We start from the raw sequence: 16,115 nt of genomic DNA, 5'->3' as shown, positions 1-16,115 counted from the left end.
CGGCTCAGACCACCGCGCACGCCGTCCCGTTGAACCGGAAGGCGGTCGGAGAGGCGTTGGTGCCCGACCAGCTGCCGAGGAATCCGAAGGAGACGCTCCCGCCGGCCGCGATCACCGCGTTGTAGGGCTCGTTGACGACCGTGACCTCGGCATCGTTCTGAGTCCGCCGGCCGTTCCACATCTGGGTGACGCGCTGCCCGTCGGCGAAGGTCCACGCGAGGCTCCAGCCGGCGACGGCCGTCGCCGAGGTGACGGTGACGGTCGCCTGGAACCCGCCCTGCCACGAGGAGGTCCGGTAGGCGACGGTGCAGCCCTGCCCGCCCGGTGGGTTCCCGATCTGGCCGGGGTCCACGATGCCCCAGTAGGCGGGCTTGGCCTGCAGTTCGGTGTCGAAGAGCAGCGGGTGGTCCTTGCGGGTGACGGGGAAGGTGTCGAGCCAGGTCGAGTCGTCGGCCAGGCCCCACAGGGTGACCGAGCCGATCTGGTCGTCGTGCGCACGGAACAGGTCGAACATCGCCTGGTAGCGGTGCCCCTGGGTGAGCAGCCGGTCGGCGGGCGGCGTGGGAAAGGACTCACCGGAGTCCCGGTAGACGCTCATGTCCATCTCGGTGATCTGCTGCTCGACGCCCAGCGGCGCGAAGCGGTCGAGCATCTCACCGGTCTCGGCGACCGAGGGCCACTCGAAGGTCACGTGCATCTGGTGGCCCACCCCGTCGACCGGTACACCCTCGGCGAGCAGCTGCGCCACCAGGGCGTGCAACTTGTCGCGCTTGGCGGGGACGTTGGTGTTGTAGTCGTTGATGAACAGCTTCGCCTCGGGAGCGGCCTCCCTCGCCACCCGGAAGGCCGTGCGGATGTAGTCGAGGCCCGTCAGCTCGAACCACCGGCTGCGGCGCAGACCGTCGCCCTGCGATTCGTCGATGACCTCGTTGACCACGTCCCAGGTGCCGATCGCGTCGCCGAAGTGCCCCACGACGGCACGGATGTGCGCGTCCAGGCGCGACAGCAGCAGCGCCTTGTTCTCGGGCGTCGCGGTCATCGGCTCGCCCGAGGCGTCGTCGAAGACCCATGACGGCGTCTGGTTGTGCCAGACGAGAGTGTGGCCGCGCACGGCCATGCCGTGCTCGGCCCCGTAGCCGATGAGTGCGTCGCCGTCGGCGAAGCGGAAGTCGCCCTCGGTGGGCTGGGTGGCGTCCCACTTGAGGGCGTTTCCGGGCGTGACGGAGTCGAAGTGGCGGGCGAGCAGCTCGCCGTGCACACCGAGCGTCTCGGCGCGGGTGATCGCCGCGCCGATCGGGAAGTGCGGCGCGAGGACGTCCTTCAGAGCCGGGATGTCGGTCTGGATCGGTCTGGGCGGAGTGTAGGTGAGCGTGAAGTCGTCGACGTGGAAGGCGGCCGTGGCGCTCGCCGACTCGATGTAGACGGTGAGGAAGTCGACGTCGTGGGCGAGGGTGTAGGTCCCGGTGAGCTGTGTCCAGGCGCCTTCGCCGGCGTTGGTGGAGCCGGCGACCTGGTCGTAGGAGGGCGTGGACCCTGAGCGGCGTTCGACGCTCATCCTCAGCGTCGTCGCCGACTCGCCCGGCGCGAGCCGCACGTAGACGGAGAATGTGTAGCGGGTGCCCTGCTCCAGAGTGCCGAGCAGGTCGAGCGTCGGGCCGTTCCAGCCTGCCGTGCGGCCGGTCGAGGCCAGACTGGCCGCACCGGTACGGGCGAGCGCGGTGCTCACGGCGACGCTGTCGCTCGCGCGCGGAGTCCAGCCTTGGGTGGTTCCGTCCTCGAAACCGTGGCTGAGGACGGTGACGGGGCCGGACGCGGCGGCCGCTGCGGGAGGGGCAGCGAGTAAGGCCGCGAGGAGGGCGAGCAGGACGGCGGCCACAGTGGACGTCCGAGTGGTTTGGCGAGGTCGCATGGAAGGGCTCCTTGCTGGTGCGGACACCGACGAGAGCGCTCCCACAGCGCTTGCCGTGATCCTAGGGAGGCGGCCGGGCGGCGTCAACCGCGCCGGCCGCCGCCGGATCAGGCCTGTTCGAGTGCGGCCAGCAGGTGGGGGAGGCCGGTCTCGAACGCCGGTGCCCAGACGTCCCAGTCGTGTCCGCCGCCGAGAACGCGGAACTGGGTGCTGACGCCGGGTGTGCGCTTGAGGTGGTTGTGCACGACGGCGGCCTCGAAGTCGAGGTCGTGGCGGAAGTCGGCGGGATCGGGGTTGGGCCACTCGTCGTCGCCGACGGCGACGTAGACGTGGACCGGCGCGGCGGTGTCCACGATGGACAGCAGCGCCGGGTAGTTCTTGGCCAGGTAGACCTCTTCGGCGAACCGCAGGTCGCCCTCGCCGAAGGCGCCGAACTCGCGGACGGACGAGTCGGCCGGCGGGGCCGGGGTGTAGACGGCGGGGCTGAGGACGAGCGCGGCGGCGAAGAGGTCCTGGTGGGCCAGGACGTAGCGCAGCGCCCCGGCGCCGCCCATGGAGTAGCCGCCGACGAGCCGTGAGGCCCGGTCGGTGCGGGTGCGGTAGGCGGCGTCGACGTGGGCGATGAGGTCGGTGGTGAAAGCGGTCTCGACGGGCCGCCCGGCGGGGATCCCGGTGAAGGCGGAGTCGACGTAGTAGCCGCCGGCCTCGCTGTAGGGCGCGTCGGGCATGACGGCGATGACGGGAGGGATGCGGCGGGCGGCGATCAGTTCGTCGAGGACGGACTTGATCCTGGTCCAGCCGGTCATGTCGTCGCCGCGGCCGTGGAGGAGGTAGACGACCGGGTAGCGGCGGCGGGCTCGGTGGTACCCGTGCGGGAGGTAGGCGATGTAGTCGATGTCCTCGCCGAGGACGGGCGAGGGCGCCGCGGCGGTGAGGAGCGTGCCCTCGCGGCGGGGCGGGCTCGCGGCGGCACCGGCTGGAACGGCGAGGGATCCGGCGGCGGCGAGGCCCGCCGTGATCGCGGCACGGCGGGTCACGGGTCGAGACATGTCTGCACCTCGGGGCGTGGGGATGATGATCGATTCGACAACCCTGCCACGCCTGATCTTTCGGGGGAAGGCCCGCGTTCAGCCGAGAGTGTCCGCCACGTAGGCCGCCGTCTCGGCGAGGAGCGCCTCGTCGTACTCGGCGTCGCGGGCGTCCTTACTGGACATGATCGCGATGACGAGGGGTGCGGCGTGCGGACGCCAGGCGAGCGCGATGTCGTTGAGCGTCCCGTAGTCGCCGGTGCCGGTCTTGTCGGCGATCGTCCACTCCGGGGGTACCCCCGCCCGGATGCGGGCGTCGCCGGTGCGGTTGCGTTCGAGGAGGTCCCGCAGGTAGGCGCGCGGTTCGGCGGGCAGCGCCTCGCCGAGCGCGATCCGCCGGAAGTCCCCGCCGAGGGCGCGCGGCGAGCTTGTGTCGCGGGGGTCTCCGGGTGTGGCCTCGGTGAGGTCGGGTTCGATCCGGTCCATCCGGGTGACGTTGTCGCCGAGGCCGCGTGTGAAGGCGGTCAGCTCCGCCGGGCCGCCGAGTTCACGGAGCAGGAGGTTGCCGGCCGTGCCGTCGCTGTAGCGGACCGCCGCGTCGCACAGCGCGCCGACCGTCATGCCCCCGGCCAGGTTCTTCGAGGTGACGGGAGCGTGCTTGAGCAGGTCGGCCTCGGTGTACGCGACGACGGTGTCCAGATAGGACATCGGATGGCGTCCGACGAGGGCCGCCGCGGCGAGGAGTTTGAAGGTCGAGCAGAAGGCGAAGCGCTCGTCGGGGCGGTTGACGACGGTCGCGCCGGTGCCGGTGTCGAGGGCGTAGACACCAAGGCGCGCGCCGAATTCCCGCTCCAGTTCGGCGAGCCTCTCGTGCGCCGGTTCGAGCGCCGCCTCCGACGGCGAGGCCGAGGAAGTCGCGGCGGGCGGCGCCTTCTCGCCCGAGCATGCGGCCAGCGGCGCCAAAGCCGCAACGCCGAGGAGCGCCCGTCGGGTGAGAATCGGCTGCGTGGACGTCATGGACTCCCCGTCTCGGCGAAATGTCGGAGTTCTCGGTTCCCGACGACGATAGCCTCGCGGGATCCGGCACCTTGCCCGCGCCCGGGCGGGAGCCGGGGCCGCGCTCACGGACGCGGCCCCGGGTGGTGCACCAGTGGGGCTTCTACTTGCTACAGGCGGGATCCGCCTCTGCCGGGACGGTCACCGCGTCGAAGGCCGCCTTCGTGGCGTCGTACTCGGCGCAGGTCGGGAACAGCGCGGAGGTGGCCGCGAAGTTCAGCGCCGCGGTGCGGGCCTCGGTGTAGGTCCATCCGGAGGTCTTGCCGTTGAGCGCACCCATCCAGACCTGACCGGCCTTCTCCACGCCGATGCCGGTCAGCGTGGAGCCGTCGCAGGTCGTGCTTCCGGGCTTGCCGTCGCCGCCGGCCGCGGTGCCCTCGGCCAGCAGGTAGAACCAGTGGTCGATCGGGCCGGCCGCGGCGTGCACCTCGGTTCCCGGGATCTCCTCGGTCCAGCAGTTCGGGTCGCCGGCCTGCGCGGGGTCGAACATGTAGCGGATCGGCTCGCCGGGGTTGAGGAGACCGCCTTCCTCGCCGACGGTGTAGTCGCCGGGGTCGTGCGCCTCGTCATTGGCCTGGGCTGCGTACCACTCGGTCAGGGCGCCGAAGATGTCGCCGGTTCCCTCGTTGATCCCGCCGGTCTCGTTGCCGCCGCCGGAACCTCCGGGCGTGTGCTGGAAGATGCCGTGGCCGAGCTCGTGGGCGACGATGTCCATCGGGGTCAGCTGGCGCTGTCCGTCCTGCGAGTGCCCGAAGGTCGTGGAGCCGCCGTCCCAATAGGCGTTGACCGCGTCCATCCCGACGTACATCGGGAAGCCCTGGCCGTCGCCGGTGAAGCCGTCGCGGTCGAGCCAGTCGGCGAGCATGTCCCACTCGACGCCGGCCGCGTACATGGCGTCGACGCAGGCGGTGACCAGGTCGGTGCCGGTGCCGTCGCCCCACACGTCGTCGTCGTCGGTGAGGGGCGAACCGCCGTCCTCGGCGCAGCTGACGCCCGAGCGGGCCGGGTCCGTCATGGCGTAGCCGGAGCCGTCGGCGGAGGTACCGACGGTCACGTCACCGCCTTGGCCGTTGTAGAAGGTCCTGCCGGTGCCCGCCGCGACCTCGTCGTAGCGGGTGATCTCCTCGCCGGTGAGGGCGTCGACGAACACGTGCGTCACCGAGGGCGCACCGTCCTCGGTTCCTTCGACGACGCTCTCCCAGGCCAGTGCCGGGTTGGCCCAGGCGAGCACGACGAGTTCGGGGCTGCCCTGCGGGTCGTCCAGCAGCGCGGCGACGGTCTTCTCCGCCGAGTCGGCCGTGACCTTGGGGGTCGTGGTCACGTCGATCGGTTCACCCTGGGCTACCTGGGTGTAGAGGACGTTGCCGGTGTCGTCGGTGACGACGACGAAGTCGCCGCCGACTACGGGGAGGCCGGCGTGGCCGCGGGTGTAGGAGACGAAGTTGAGGCCGAGGGCCCGGCTGACGCCGGTCCGGGCGACGGTGTCGTCGGCGGCGAGTTTGAGGTCCTCGCCGCGCTGGGCGACCAGTCCGTCGGCGGCCGCGGCGGCGATGCCGAGGACGTCTCCGGCGGCGGGATCGCCGGGTTCGTCCGCGTAGGACATGGCCCCGGCGGTCAAAAGCGCCGTGGCGAGCACAGTGGCCGCCCCGGCGCCGATAAGGCGTCGCATATGGACGCGCTCCTTCCGTCGGTGGCCCCGGGCAGGGAACCCGGGGCCGGTGTCCTCCGAAGTTCGTCGCCCGTTCGACGGAAGTCAATGGATGGTCGCATCGTCTCGTTCAGTGAATGGAGACGGGCCAACTGCGTCGATGTCCGGACAGATGCGTGAATCGCCAGGTCGATCCGGCTTTTCGGGAGGTCTCGGCGCGACTGTCCGATATGGACCGACAGGAACCGGAGGGGTGGGGTTTTTCGGCGGGGACTCCTGCCGCCCATGCGAGCGGGCGGTCCCGGGCACACCCGGGACCGCCCGTTCGGGGCCGGGCACGGACGGAGGTCACCGTCGCCCGGCCGGAGGATCAGCAGTAGAGGTTGGCGCCGGGATCGACGCCGAGCAGGGCGGTGAAGGCGCGGTACTTGTCGATCCGGCTCTGCACCTGGCCGGGGTTGCCGCCGTTGCATTCGAGGGAGCCGTTGATGCTGCGGATGGTCTCACCGAAGCCGCGGGAGTTGACCATGGCGTTGTGGGCGGTCATCGTGCCGGGACCGTTCTGGGTCATCCAGTACCAGATCGCGGTCTTCCAGGAGGTTGCCGCGTTGCGCTCGACCTGCCAGGGGTCGGCGAGCAGGTTGATGCCGAGGGCGTCGCCGGCCGCCTTGTAGTTGAAGTTCCACGAGAGCTGGATCGGGCCGCGACCGTAGTAGGCGGCCTGCCCGGCCGGGCAGCCGTAGGGCTGGCTCGGGTCGCAGTAGTGCGGGTAGTTGGCCTGGTTCTGCTCCACGATGTGGACCAGTCCGCCGGTCTCGTGCGACACGTTGGCGAGGAAGGCCGCGGCCTCCTGCTTCTTGACCGTCGCGCTGCCACTGTTGGCGAATGCCGGGAACGCCTGGATCGCGGCGGTCAGTCCACTGTAGGTGTAGAAGGAGTTGCGGCTGGGGAACATCTGGTTGAACTGCGACTCGGTGACCACGAAGCCGGTGGGGTCCGGGTCGGGATCGCCACCGCCGCCGCAGGTCCCGGTGTCGGCCCAGACTCCCCATTCGCCGGTGGTGCCGGGGGTCTCGTTCTGGGTCCACCACTTGGCGCGCCAGTTGTGGCCGTTGTGGGAGGCGACGTTGTTGGCCACGTAGACGGCCGAGGCGCTCCACGGTGCCGCGCAGGCGGCCGCGGCCGAGGCGGTGACGGTCGGGACGACGAGTGCCGCGGCTCCTGCGGCGACGGCGACCACGAGGAGGCCGAGCGTGCGTAACTTGGGCATTACCGCTCCTACGGATTAGGAAAGTTTACGGTTATCCGAAAGCTACCAGTACGTTTCGGGATGTTCAATGATCCGCGGCCGAAACCCGGGCGGGATTCACTCCACTGGGACATTCCCGGCCGGACGGCAGGGGTGGCGGTCAGCGCTGGCGTCCGTCCTTGAGCGCCGACACCGACTTCTCGATCCGACGGGCCCGGGTCTCGGCGGCCTTCGCACCGGTCACCTGGAGCACGTGCCAGCGCTTGTTCGAGTAGGACAGGCCGTCGAAGAAGGCCCGCGCCCGCGGTTCGGCATCGAGGGCCGCCGCGAGGTCGTCGGGCACCTCCACCTCGCGCACCTCGGTGTCGAGTTCGATGCCGACCTCGATGTCGTCGCCGGCGGCGACACCCGACTGCTCGCGCACCTCGGCACTCACCGGGATCATGGCAAGGCCGTTGTGGCTGCCGACGGTGGTGCGGTAGACGTGGTCGCCGAGCGTCACCTTGACCTTGGGGCGCTTCCCGGACGCGAGGGCGTCGAGAATGCCGGCGGGCACCTCGATCCCGGTGGCGGTCTTTCCGGAGGACTGGACGACGGCTCGAAACTGCATCGGGACTCCTGGCGAGGCTGTTCATCCGGCAAGTGGCGTCGAATCTAGCGCCCGGCGGCCCCTGCGGGGACGAATCCGGGGAGGTCAGGGGCCGTCCGGCCCGATCCGGCACCCGGGCGGCGGTTTCCTTCGCCGCCGACCCTAGGCTGGCACCGTGCCGAGATCACCGGTCCACCGTCGCCTGCGTTCGCTGGCGACCCTGGAGCTGGTCAACATCCCGCTCCAGGCGTGGGTGTGGTTCGGCGTGGCCGGCTTCCCCCCGTCGGCGGCGAACGTCGTCGGCTTCGCCCTCGTCGCGATCCTGCTTCTCCAGGGCACCGGATACTGGGTCGCCAAACTGCGGCAACTGTCGGCCGGGCGGCGCCGTCTCCCCGGTGTCGCCGTGTTCAGGCTCCTGCGGGTGGCGAACCCGCCGCTCCTGTTCGCCGGAACCGTCCTCGCCGTCTGGTCGACGGTGGGCACGCCGGGCCGGTCCTCCATCCCGGGACTGGCGTTCGCGCTGTTCGCCTGGCTGGAGTACGTCAACTACTTCCACGTGCAGCTGATGTACGACAACCGCGCCGACCTTCGCCGCCTGCGAGCCCGGGGCCTCGTCCGCGCTTCGCTCGCGCGCGACCTCGATCGCGCGATGCGTTCCCACGCCGAGAGACCGCGGACCTGAGCACCGTCGCGAAGATGTCGCCCGACCGGCCCTTGCCCGGAGAAAATCTCCCTGCCAGCATCAGCGGATGAAGAGAAGCACCATCGCCCTGCTGGCCGCCGCGGCGGTCCTCGCCGGCGCCGTCACCGTCACCGGAACGGCCATCGCCCACGAAGCCGCCGACGCCGAACTCGCCCGCACGCTCGACGCCGTCCTCACCGACCCCCGTCTCGACGGCTCCCAGGTCGGGGTCGTCGTCGCCGACGCGAACACCGGCGAGGTCCTCTACGACCGCAACGGCCGCACGCGTGGAATCCCCGCGTCGAACACCAAGCTGCTCACCGCCTCGGCGGCCATGCACTACCTGGGCGCCGACCATCGCTTCGTCACCGATGTCGCCGCCACCGCCAAGAAGTACGGCTCGGTCCTCGCCGGCGACCTCTACCTGCGCGGCTCGGGCGACCCCACCACGCTCGCCGCCGACTACGACGAACTCGCCGCCGCGATCGCGGCCACGGGGATCAGGACCGTCACCGGCAAACTCGTCGCCGACGACACCGCCTACGACGCCCAGCGCAACGGAAGCGACTGGGCCGCCGACGATGAGAGCGCTTACTACGCCGCGCAGATCTCGGCGCTGACCGTCGCCCCCGACACCGACTACGACGCCGGGACGGTCGTCGTGAGCGCCACCCCCGGAGCCGAACCCGGCGACGCGCCGGTGTTCACCGTCGAGCCCGCCAACGGCTACGTCGAGATCGTCAACGACGGCAAGACGGTGCCCGCCGGGCAGACCGACACCCTCGGCATCTCCCGCGAGCACGGATCGAACCAGATCGTCATCTCCGGCCAGATCCCCGTCGGCGCCTCGGCGACCACCGAGTGGGTCTCGGTGTGGGAACCGACCGGACTCGCCGCCGACGTCTTCCGCCGCGCCCTGAAGGCGCACGGCGTCAAGGTTCTCGGCAAGGACGAGCTCGGCACGGCCACACCCGAGGGCGCCCGCTCGCTGGCCGCGCACGAGTCGATGACGCTGTCGGAGCTGATGATCCCGTTCATGAAACTGTCCAACAACGGCCACGCCGAGACCCTCGTCAAGGCCGTCGGCCGCGAGGTCTCCGGCTCCGGCACGTGGAGCGCCGGACTCGCCGCCGTCCGCTCCTTCGTCGCCACCCAGGGGATGGATGTCGCCAGGCTGCGCCAGGCCGACGGCTCGGGCCTGTCCCGCCGCAACGACATCCCCGCGCTCGATATCGCCCGCCTCCTCGTCGGCGTCCGCGACGAGCCCTGGTACGACGACTGGTACGCCTCGCTGCCGGTGGCCTGCAACGCCGAGCGCTTCGTCGGCGGCACCCTGCGCACCCGCATGTGCAACACACCCGCGAAGAACAACGTGCGCGCCAAGACCGGCTCGCTCACCGGAGTCTCGGGGCTGTCCGGCTACGTCACCGACGCCGACGGGCGGCAGCTCGTGTTCAGCGTGGTCACCAACGACTACCTCGCCTCATCGGTGAAGGACATCGAGGACAAGATCGCCGTCGCCCTGGCCGCCCACACCACCGGCGCGTCAGCAATGGCGGCGACCGCGTCGATCCCCGAGGACACCGCCTCGGCCGACCTGGAATGCTCCTGGCGCAAGCCGGGCCACTGCTGACCGGACCGGCCGCCTCGTGGGTGAGACCTCGGGGCGGCCGGTTGTGCGCTCCCCCGTCACGCTCGGGCTCCCCCCGTGCCTACGCGCGGCTTCACGTCGACGCGAAGCCGACCCGCTCCTCCACGATGCCGCCGTCACCCGTTCTTCCGCGCCCGCTCGACCAGCTCGCGCAGCAGCACCGCCAGCTCGGCCGGTTCGAACTCCATCGCGTTCTCCCCGACGCTCACCTCGAAGAGGCAGCGGTCCGGCAGCGGCGTCGAACGCGCCCCGCCGAACAGGTGTGAGCCCGTCTCCTCCAGGATCGCCGAACTCGCCTCGACCGCCGCCCGCCGGCCGACCGGCAGGTGCACGTGGAACAGCGGCGTCTGCGGCACCTCCGGGACCGTCCGGGCGATCCCGTCGGCGTTGATCGCCTCGGCGAGCGCGACCGCGTGCCGACGGAACTCGGCCATGCGCGGCAGCACGTTGTCCAGCCCGTCGAGGGCGGCGAGCGCGAGCGGCCAGGCGTCGGGGATCTGGCCGCCGAGGCGGGTCCGCCAGACCTTCGCCTCGGCGACGACCGCGGCGTCGCCGGCGAGAACGGCGCCGCGGACTCCTTGGATTCCCTTGTAGAGGGACACGTAGACGGTGTCGAAGAGGTCGGCGATCTCGGCGAAGGGCCGGTCGTAGCAGGTCTGCGCCTCCCACAGACGGGCTCCGTCGAGGTGGGTCGCGGCGCCGGCGGCGCGGGCGGTGGCGACCTGTTCGCGCAGGTCCTCCCATGCGGGCATGAGCCCGCCGATCTCACGCTGCGGCAGCTCCCACAAGACGGCGGCGACGGGTTCGCCGAGGGCGGCGAGGTCCTCGTCGGTCATCAGTTCGTTGGCGTCGCCGACGCGGTGGAAGTGCAGGCCGTGCACGACGTCGTAGCCCTGCTGCTCCCAGAGGTCGAGGTGGTTGGCCGGGTGGGCCGCGAAGCCCTTGCGCCCGCTCGCCTCCGCGTGGATCCGCAGGGCGACCTGCTGCGCCATCGCTCCCGTGGGGAAGAACAGGGCCTCCTCCTTGCCGAGGATCTCGGCGACGCGCCGCTCAAGGACGTCCATGGGGTTGCCCGGGCCGTAGGCCGGCGCGTCCACCTCAGGGCGTTCGATGAGGCGGGCGAGGACGGCGCGGGGGTTGCGGCGCAGCGGCGAGTGGGAGCTGAGCGAGCGGCGGATCTGGGGTCGGGAGGTCATGGCGTCCATCCTGCCAACGCAGCCGGGCCCACGGTGCCGGACCGGGGTGCTGGTCCGGCGGCGAGCACCACTGGCCGTGAGACCGCCGGCCGCGCACCCAAGGGCGCGCGGCCGGTCGTCAATTCAGCCGGCCGTCCGTGCGGCCTAGCGCGTGTCCTGGTGGCCTTGTGGGTGCGAGTCCGCCGCAGCCCCGCAGTGCTCACCCGGACACGGCCTAGTCGGTGCCCGACTCGATCGCGGCGAAGTCGAGCAGCTCTTCCTCGAAGGAGGTCTCCCCGCGCGATGCGATGGCCTCGGCGCCGCCGGCGGGCATGGCGCCGATGAGCCCGGTGGAGGCCGCCTGCGCGGCGCCGATCATCAGCGCCGGCTGCGGGCTGCCGACCATGCCGAGTCCGGCGTACTGCTCCAGCCTCGCGCGGGAGTCGGCGATGTCGAGGTTGCGCATGGTCAGCTGGCCGATGCGGTCGACGGGACCGAAGGCGGAGTCCTCGGTGCGCTCCATCGACAGCTTGTCAGGGTGGTAGCTGAAGGAGGGGCCGGTGGTGTCGAGGACGGAGTAGTCCTCACCCCGGCGCAGCCGCAGCGTCACCTCGCCGGTGACGGCCATGCCGACCCAGCGCTGGAGGGACTCGCGCAGCATCAGGGCCTGCGGGTCGAGCCAGCGGCCCTCGTAGAGCAGACGGCCGAGCCGCCGGCCCTCGTTGTGGTAGCTGGCCAGGGTGTCCTCGTTGTGGACGGCGTTGACGAGCCGCTCGTAGGCGGCGTGCAGCAGCGCCATGCCGGGCGCCTCGTACACGCCCCGGCTCTTGGCCTCGATGATGCGGTTCTCGATCTGGTCGGACATGCCGAGCCCGTGGCGGCCGCCGATCACGTTGGCCTCCATCACCAGGTCGACGGCCGACTCGTACTCCTTGCCGTTGACGGTCACCGGCCGGCCCTGCTCGAAGCCGATCGTGACGTCCTCGGTGAGGATCTCGACGGCCGGGTCCCAGAAGCGCACGCCCATGATCGGCTCGACGAGCTCGATGCTGGCGTCGAGGTGCTCCAGGGACTTCGCCTCGTGCGTGGCGCCCCAGATGTTGGCGTCGGTCGAGTAGGCCTTCTCGACACTGTCGCGGTACGGCAGGTCGCGGGCGAGCAGCCACTGCGACATCTCGGTGCGGCCGCCGAGTTCGCTGACGAAGCCCGCGTCGAGCCACGGCTTGTAGATCCGCAGCGACGGGTTGGCCAGCAGGCCGTAGCGGTAGAACCGCTCGATGTCGTTGCCCTTGAAGGTGGAGCCGTCGCCCCAGATCTGCACGCCGTCGTCGAGCATCGCGCGGACCAGCAGCGTGCCGGTCACGGCGCGCCCCAGCGGCGTGGTGTTGAAGTAGGTGCGACCGCCCGAGCGGATGTGGAACGCCCCGCAGGCCAGCGCGGCCAGACCCTCTTCGACGAGGGCGGCGCGGCAGTCGACGAGCCTGGCCACCTCGGCGCCGTAGGTCGTCGCGCGGCCGGGGACCGATGCGATGTCGGGTTCGTCGTACTGGCCGATCTCGGCGGTGTAGGTGCACGGGATCGCGCCCTTTTCGCGCATCCACGCGACCGCCACCGAGGTGTCGAGGCCGCCGGAGAAGGCGATCCCGACGCGTTCACCGACAGGAAGAGAAGAAAGGACCTTAGACACGAGTAAGAGTATATGCATAGCAGTGCATGATCATGCAATGGGATCCCGATCACAGCGTGTCGAGTCCGAAAGAAGTGTCCGCTGAATGCGATCTTCCGGACAAAAGGCCGCCCGCCCCCGAGTGCAGGAAGCGGGCGGCACGAGTTCTGTCAGCGGGCGGCGGCCGCCAGCGGCTCCGATGGGAGGGCCTGCTCCTCGACGGGCGCCGGCTTGACGGGGATCGCCAGAGCGGTCAGCGCCGCCGCCAGCGCCACTCCGCAGCCGATGAGCAGTCCGGTGCGAAACCCCGTCTCCGAGGGCAGCAGGTGCCCGCCGAAGTCGGTGGTGAGCTGAGCGAGGACCACGCCCATGACGGCGGCCGAGACGGAGGACCCGATGGATCGCATCAGCGTGTTGAAGCTGTTGGCCGAGGCGGTCTCCGAGCGCGGCACCGCCCCCATGATGAGCGCGGGCATGGCCCCGTAGGCGAGTCCGACGCCCGTGCTGCAGATGAGCGTGACCACGAGCAGCCCCCAGGTCGAGCCCAGCAGCGGCATCGACGACGCGTAGCCGACGGCGATCACGAGACTGCCGACGGCGAGGGTGACCTTCGGGCCCCGCGCGGCCGAGAGGCGGGCGCCCAGCGGCGCGAGGATCATCATCATCAGCCCGGCGGGGGCCATCCACAGCCCCATGGCCATCATCGACTGGCCGAGGCCGTATCCGGTCGCGACCGGAAGCTGGAGCAGCTGCGGCACGATCAGCGACTGGGCGTACATGGCGAAGCCGACCAGGATCGAGGCCGCGTTCGTCATCAGGATCTGCGGGCGCGCGGTGACGCGCAGGTCGACCAGAGGATCGCGGGTGCGCAGCTCCCACCACGCCCAGGCGAGCAGGACGACGGCGGCGAGTCCGAGCAGACCCAGCGTGGTGCCGGAGGTCCAGCCCCAGTCGGAACCCTTGGAGACGGCGAGCAGCAGCGCGACGAGACCGACGCCGAGTCCCACGGCGCCCAGCGGGTCGAAGCGCCCGGCGTCGGGGGCGGTCCGCCCGGCGGGGACGAAGCGGGCGATGAGCACGGCCACGAGGGCACCGAGCACGGCGGCGCTCCAGAAAAGCGCGCGCCAGTCCAGGTTCTCGGCGACGGCCGCCGACAGCGGCAGGCCCAGCGCGCCGCCGACACCCATGGACGCGCTCATCGTGGCGATGGCCGCGCCGAGCTTCTCGGTCGCGACGACGTCGCGCAGGAGGCTGATGCCGAGTGGGACGACACCCATGCCGAGCCCCTGGAGTCCGCGTCCGGCGATCATCGGGACCACCGAGTCGGACAGCGCGCACACGACCGAGCCGACGATGAGAGGCAGGGTGGAGATCAGCAGCATGCGGCGCTTGCCGTACATGTCGCCGAGTCGACCGGCGACCGGCGTGGCGACGGCGGCCGCCAACAAGGTCGCGGTGATGACCCAGGAGGCGTTCGACGGGGTGGTGCCGAGCATGGTCGGCAGTTCACCGATCAGCGGTACGACGAGGGTCTGCATGAGCGCGGCGACGATGCCCGCGAAGGCCAGTACGGCGACGATGGCGCCGGGTCGGGTGGCGGGCTCGGTGCCGTCCACGAAATCTCCCTTGATCGACGATGAAGCAATGTGCAGCCTACACACTCTATGTAAGATACATATTGATTGCAGGCTACATACCGTGTGGTATACGTAACAGGAGACGCCGGGAGGGAGAGCCGTGGACAAGCCGACGCACCTCATCGAGTTCGAGACCATGCTCCTCGGCAGGCACATCCATCTGCGGGCGCCGAGCCGAACGGGCGAAGGACGCCTCGAACGCAGCGCCTACCTCCTGCTCACGCGCATCCGGCTCGACGGCGCGATGTCCATCGGCCAGCTCAGCGACGCCTTCGGCCTCGACGCCTCCACCCTCAACCGGCAGACCTCGGCGATGCTGCGCGACGGACTCGTCGAACGCATCCCCGACCCCGACGGAGGCATCGCCCGCAAGTTCCGCATCACCGCCGAGGGCGAGCGGCGTCTCGACGCCGACCGCACCCGGAACACGCAGGGACTGGAGAAGGTCCTGGCGGACTGGACGACCGAGGAGGTCATGGAGTTCGCGACGATCCTGAAGCGCTTCAACACCAGCATCGAGCAGCTCGACGGGCGGCACTGGCCGCACCCGTGAGGTCGGCTAACCGGTGCGCGTGAGCTCCCGCGTCCGCAGCCGCCGCCGCGCCAGCAGACCGCCGACGCCCGGAATGACGGACAGCCATCCCGCCCCTGAGCCTCGGGCCTTCGGGACCAGCGCCGTCGTGATGACGACGGCGACGTAGGACGTCCCGTGCAGCGGACCGCCGAGACGGGTGACGGTTTCGGCGTGGACGGTGGCCAGGTTCACCAGCAGCACCGCCGGCGACAAGGCTTCGAGCAGCGCCGCGATACGCAGGGCGCGCACGACCTCAGGCCGCCGGGGTGTAGCCGGGCCGGACGATCATGAGCACCACGACCACCGCCCAGACCAGGTTGTAGACGCCGGCGAGCATCGCCAACCGCTTGAGCGGCCGCACCTCTCCCGGCTCTTTGAGCGCCTCGCGCTGGCGGGGGTGGATCTGGGCGGCCAGCAGGATCGCGGCGAGGCCGGTGAGGACCATCGCGACGGCTATCCAGATCTCGCCCATGCGGCCCTGCACCAGGGCGAGGGTGATGCCGACGACGGGGACGATGATCCCGGCGAGCGCGTAACCGCCGGTGATCCGGTGCAGCGCGGCGGCGACGGCGGCGTTGCGCGGCGAGCCGGGTTCGGGGTCGGCGACGGGGGCGTAGCGGGGGAAGAGGCTCGTGGCGACGGCCGAGCCTCCGACGAAGACGATCCCGGCGAGTACGTGTATCGACAGCAGGACGTGCTGCATGATTGCTCCTCCAACCTTCAGGCAACCTGAAGCCTAACCCATGGCTTCAACCTAGTTGAAGGTCGATGGAGTCAGGGAGAGCCGAAGGCCGCGCGCACGCCCTCGCCGACGCGCCGCTGGATCGGGTCGGCGTCGGCGCCGAACAGGCGCTCGTCGACCTCGCTCACCACGCCCTTGGCGGCGGTGAGCAGGCGGCCGCCCTCCTCGGTGAGCTCGATCGTCGATGCCGAACCGGCTCTGGCGGTGTGGTCGCGCACGAGACCGGAAGCGACCAGCGACTTCACCGCCGAGTGGACACTCTGGACGGTCGTGCCCGACATGCGCGCCAGCTCCGAGAAGGACGCGCCGGGAACCGCCGAGATGTGACCGAGCAGCCCGAGCCTGGCGACGGTCAGCTCCAGCGGGGCCAGTCCGGCGTTCAGCTCGGTCTCGATCCGCCGGGCGAGGGTCAGCACGATGATCGAAGTGCTGGTCACGGGCGGGCGCGGGCGGTCGTCGTCGGAGGTCACGCCCCCAGTTTCCCCTACCGGCCGCACTCCGACCGCCCG

Annotated in this window: 15 protein-coding genes; 3 read left to right on the top strand and 12 right to left on the bottom strand. The window is 70.8% G+C overall.

The genetic code is table 11. The annotated features are described in order from the left end of the window. Positions 1-4: 4 nt before the first annotated feature. From AB0I28_RS01360 to AB0I28_RS01335, 6 genes are all read right to left on the bottom strand, one after another. Positions 5-1,909, bottom strand: a complete 1,905-nt coding sequence (locus tag AB0I28_RS01360; protein ID WP_357488685.1) for an endo-1,4-beta-xylanase — start codon at positions 1,907-1,909, stop codon at positions 5-7. 107 nt (positions 1,910-2,016) lie between these two features. After that, complete coding sequence (locus AB0I28_RS01355) at positions 2,017-2,958, bottom strand: alpha/beta hydrolase-fold protein (protein WP_357488684.1); 942 nt, start codon at positions 2,956-2,958, stop codon at positions 2,017-2,019. Positions 2,959-3,036: 78 nt separating this feature from the next. Then, positions 3,037-3,954: a class A beta-lactamase gene (bla, locus tag AB0I28_RS01350; protein WP_357488683.1), complete on the bottom strand. Its 918-nt coding sequence runs from the start codon at positions 3,952-3,954 to the stop codon at positions 3,037-3,039. Between the two features lie 142 nt (positions 3,955-4,096). Then, positions 4,097-5,662 (bottom strand): M4 family metallopeptidase, encoded by a 1,566-nt coding sequence (locus AB0I28_RS01345; RefSeq protein ID WP_357488682.1) that lies wholly within the window; start codon positions 5,660-5,662, stop codon positions 4,097-4,099. 349 nt (positions 5,663-6,011) lie between these two features. Next, positions 6,012-6,911, bottom strand: a complete 900-nt coding sequence (locus AB0I28_RS01340) for a glycoside hydrolase family 19 protein (protein WP_357488681.1) — start codon at positions 6,909-6,911, stop codon at positions 6,012-6,014. 139 nt (positions 6,912-7,050) lie between these two features. After that, complete coding sequence (locus AB0I28_RS01335) at positions 7,051-7,500, bottom strand: YdeI/OmpD-associated family protein (protein ID WP_357488680.1); 450 nt, start codon at positions 7,498-7,500, stop codon at positions 7,051-7,053. A gap of 154 nt (positions 7,501-7,654) precedes the next feature. Between AB0I28_RS01335 and AB0I28_RS01330 the strand changes: the two genes are divergently transcribed. Both AB0I28_RS01330 and dacB read left to right on the top strand, forming a co-directional pair. Further along, positions 7,655-8,161 (top strand): hypothetical protein, encoded by a 507-nt coding sequence (locus tag AB0I28_RS01330; protein ID WP_357488679.1) that lies wholly within the window; start codon positions 7,655-7,657, stop codon positions 8,159-8,161. A gap of 67 nt (positions 8,162-8,228) precedes the next feature. Continuing rightward, a complete protein-coding gene (gene dacB / locus AB0I28_RS01325) occupies positions 8,229-9,794 on the top strand; it encodes a D-alanyl-D-alanine carboxypeptidase/D-alanyl-D-alanine-endopeptidase (RefSeq protein WP_357488678.1) in 1,566 nt (521 codons plus the stop codon). A 134-nt stretch (positions 9,795-9,928) separates the two neighbouring features. On the opposite strand, the gene AB0I28_RS01320 is transcribed toward dacB, so the two are convergent. The 3 genes from AB0I28_RS01320 to AB0I28_RS01310 all read right to left on the bottom strand — a co-directional run bounded on the left by AB0I28_RS01320 (position 9,929) and on the right by AB0I28_RS01310 (position 14,269). Beyond that, on the bottom strand, positions 9,929-11,008 hold the full coding sequence (locus AB0I28_RS01320; protein ID WP_357488677.1) for a beta-eliminating lyase-related protein: 1,080 nt from the start codon (positions 11,006-11,008) through the stop codon (positions 9,929-9,931). 214 nt (positions 11,009-11,222) lie between these two features. Next, positions 11,223-12,674 carry an argininosuccinate synthase gene (gene argG, locus AB0I28_RS01315; protein ID WP_357488676.1) on the bottom strand — a complete coding sequence of 484 codons (1,452 nt, stop codon included), beginning with the start codon at positions 12,672-12,674 and terminating at the stop codon, positions 11,223-11,225. A gap of 149 nt (positions 12,675-12,823) precedes the next feature. Then, a complete protein-coding gene (locus tag AB0I28_RS01310; RefSeq protein ID WP_357488675.1) occupies positions 12,824-14,269 on the bottom strand; it encodes an MFS transporter in 1,446 nt (481 codons plus the stop codon). A 121-nt stretch (positions 14,270-14,390) separates the two neighbouring features. On the opposite strand from AB0I28_RS01310, the gene AB0I28_RS01305 reads away from it, so the two are divergent. Next, a complete protein-coding gene (locus AB0I28_RS01305; protein WP_357488674.1) occupies positions 14,391-14,843 on the top strand; it encodes a MarR family transcriptional regulator in 453 nt (150 codons plus the stop codon). 6 nt (positions 14,844-14,849) lie between these two features. Here AB0I28_RS01305 and AB0I28_RS01300 read toward each other — a convergent pair whose 3' ends face one another. The 3 genes from AB0I28_RS01300 to AB0I28_RS01290 form a co-directional block, all read right to left on the bottom strand. After that, a complete protein-coding gene (locus AB0I28_RS01300; RefSeq protein WP_357488673.1) occupies positions 14,850-15,113 on the bottom strand; it encodes a DUF3817 domain-containing protein in 264 nt (87 codons plus the stop codon). Between the two features lie 4 nt (positions 15,114-15,117). Further along, positions 15,118-15,567, bottom strand: a complete 450-nt coding sequence (locus AB0I28_RS01295; protein WP_357488672.1) for a hypothetical protein — start codon at positions 15,565-15,567, stop codon at positions 15,118-15,120. A gap of 71 nt (positions 15,568-15,638) precedes the next feature. Beyond that, the gene (locus AB0I28_RS01290; protein WP_357488671.1) at positions 15,639-16,076 is read right to left on the bottom strand and encodes a MarR family winged helix-turn-helix transcriptional regulator; all 438 of its coding nucleotides are present in this window, start codon (positions 16,074-16,076) and stop codon (positions 15,639-15,641) included. Positions 16,077-16,115 lie beyond the last annotated feature (39 nt).

It is taken from the genome of Phytomonospora sp. NPDC050363 (genome assembly GCF_040655735.1).
Classification (GTDB): domain Bacteria; phylum Actinomycetota; class Actinomycetes; order Mycobacteriales; family Micromonosporaceae; genus Phytomonospora.
This window is presented reverse-complemented; position numbering and strand designations above follow the sequence as displayed.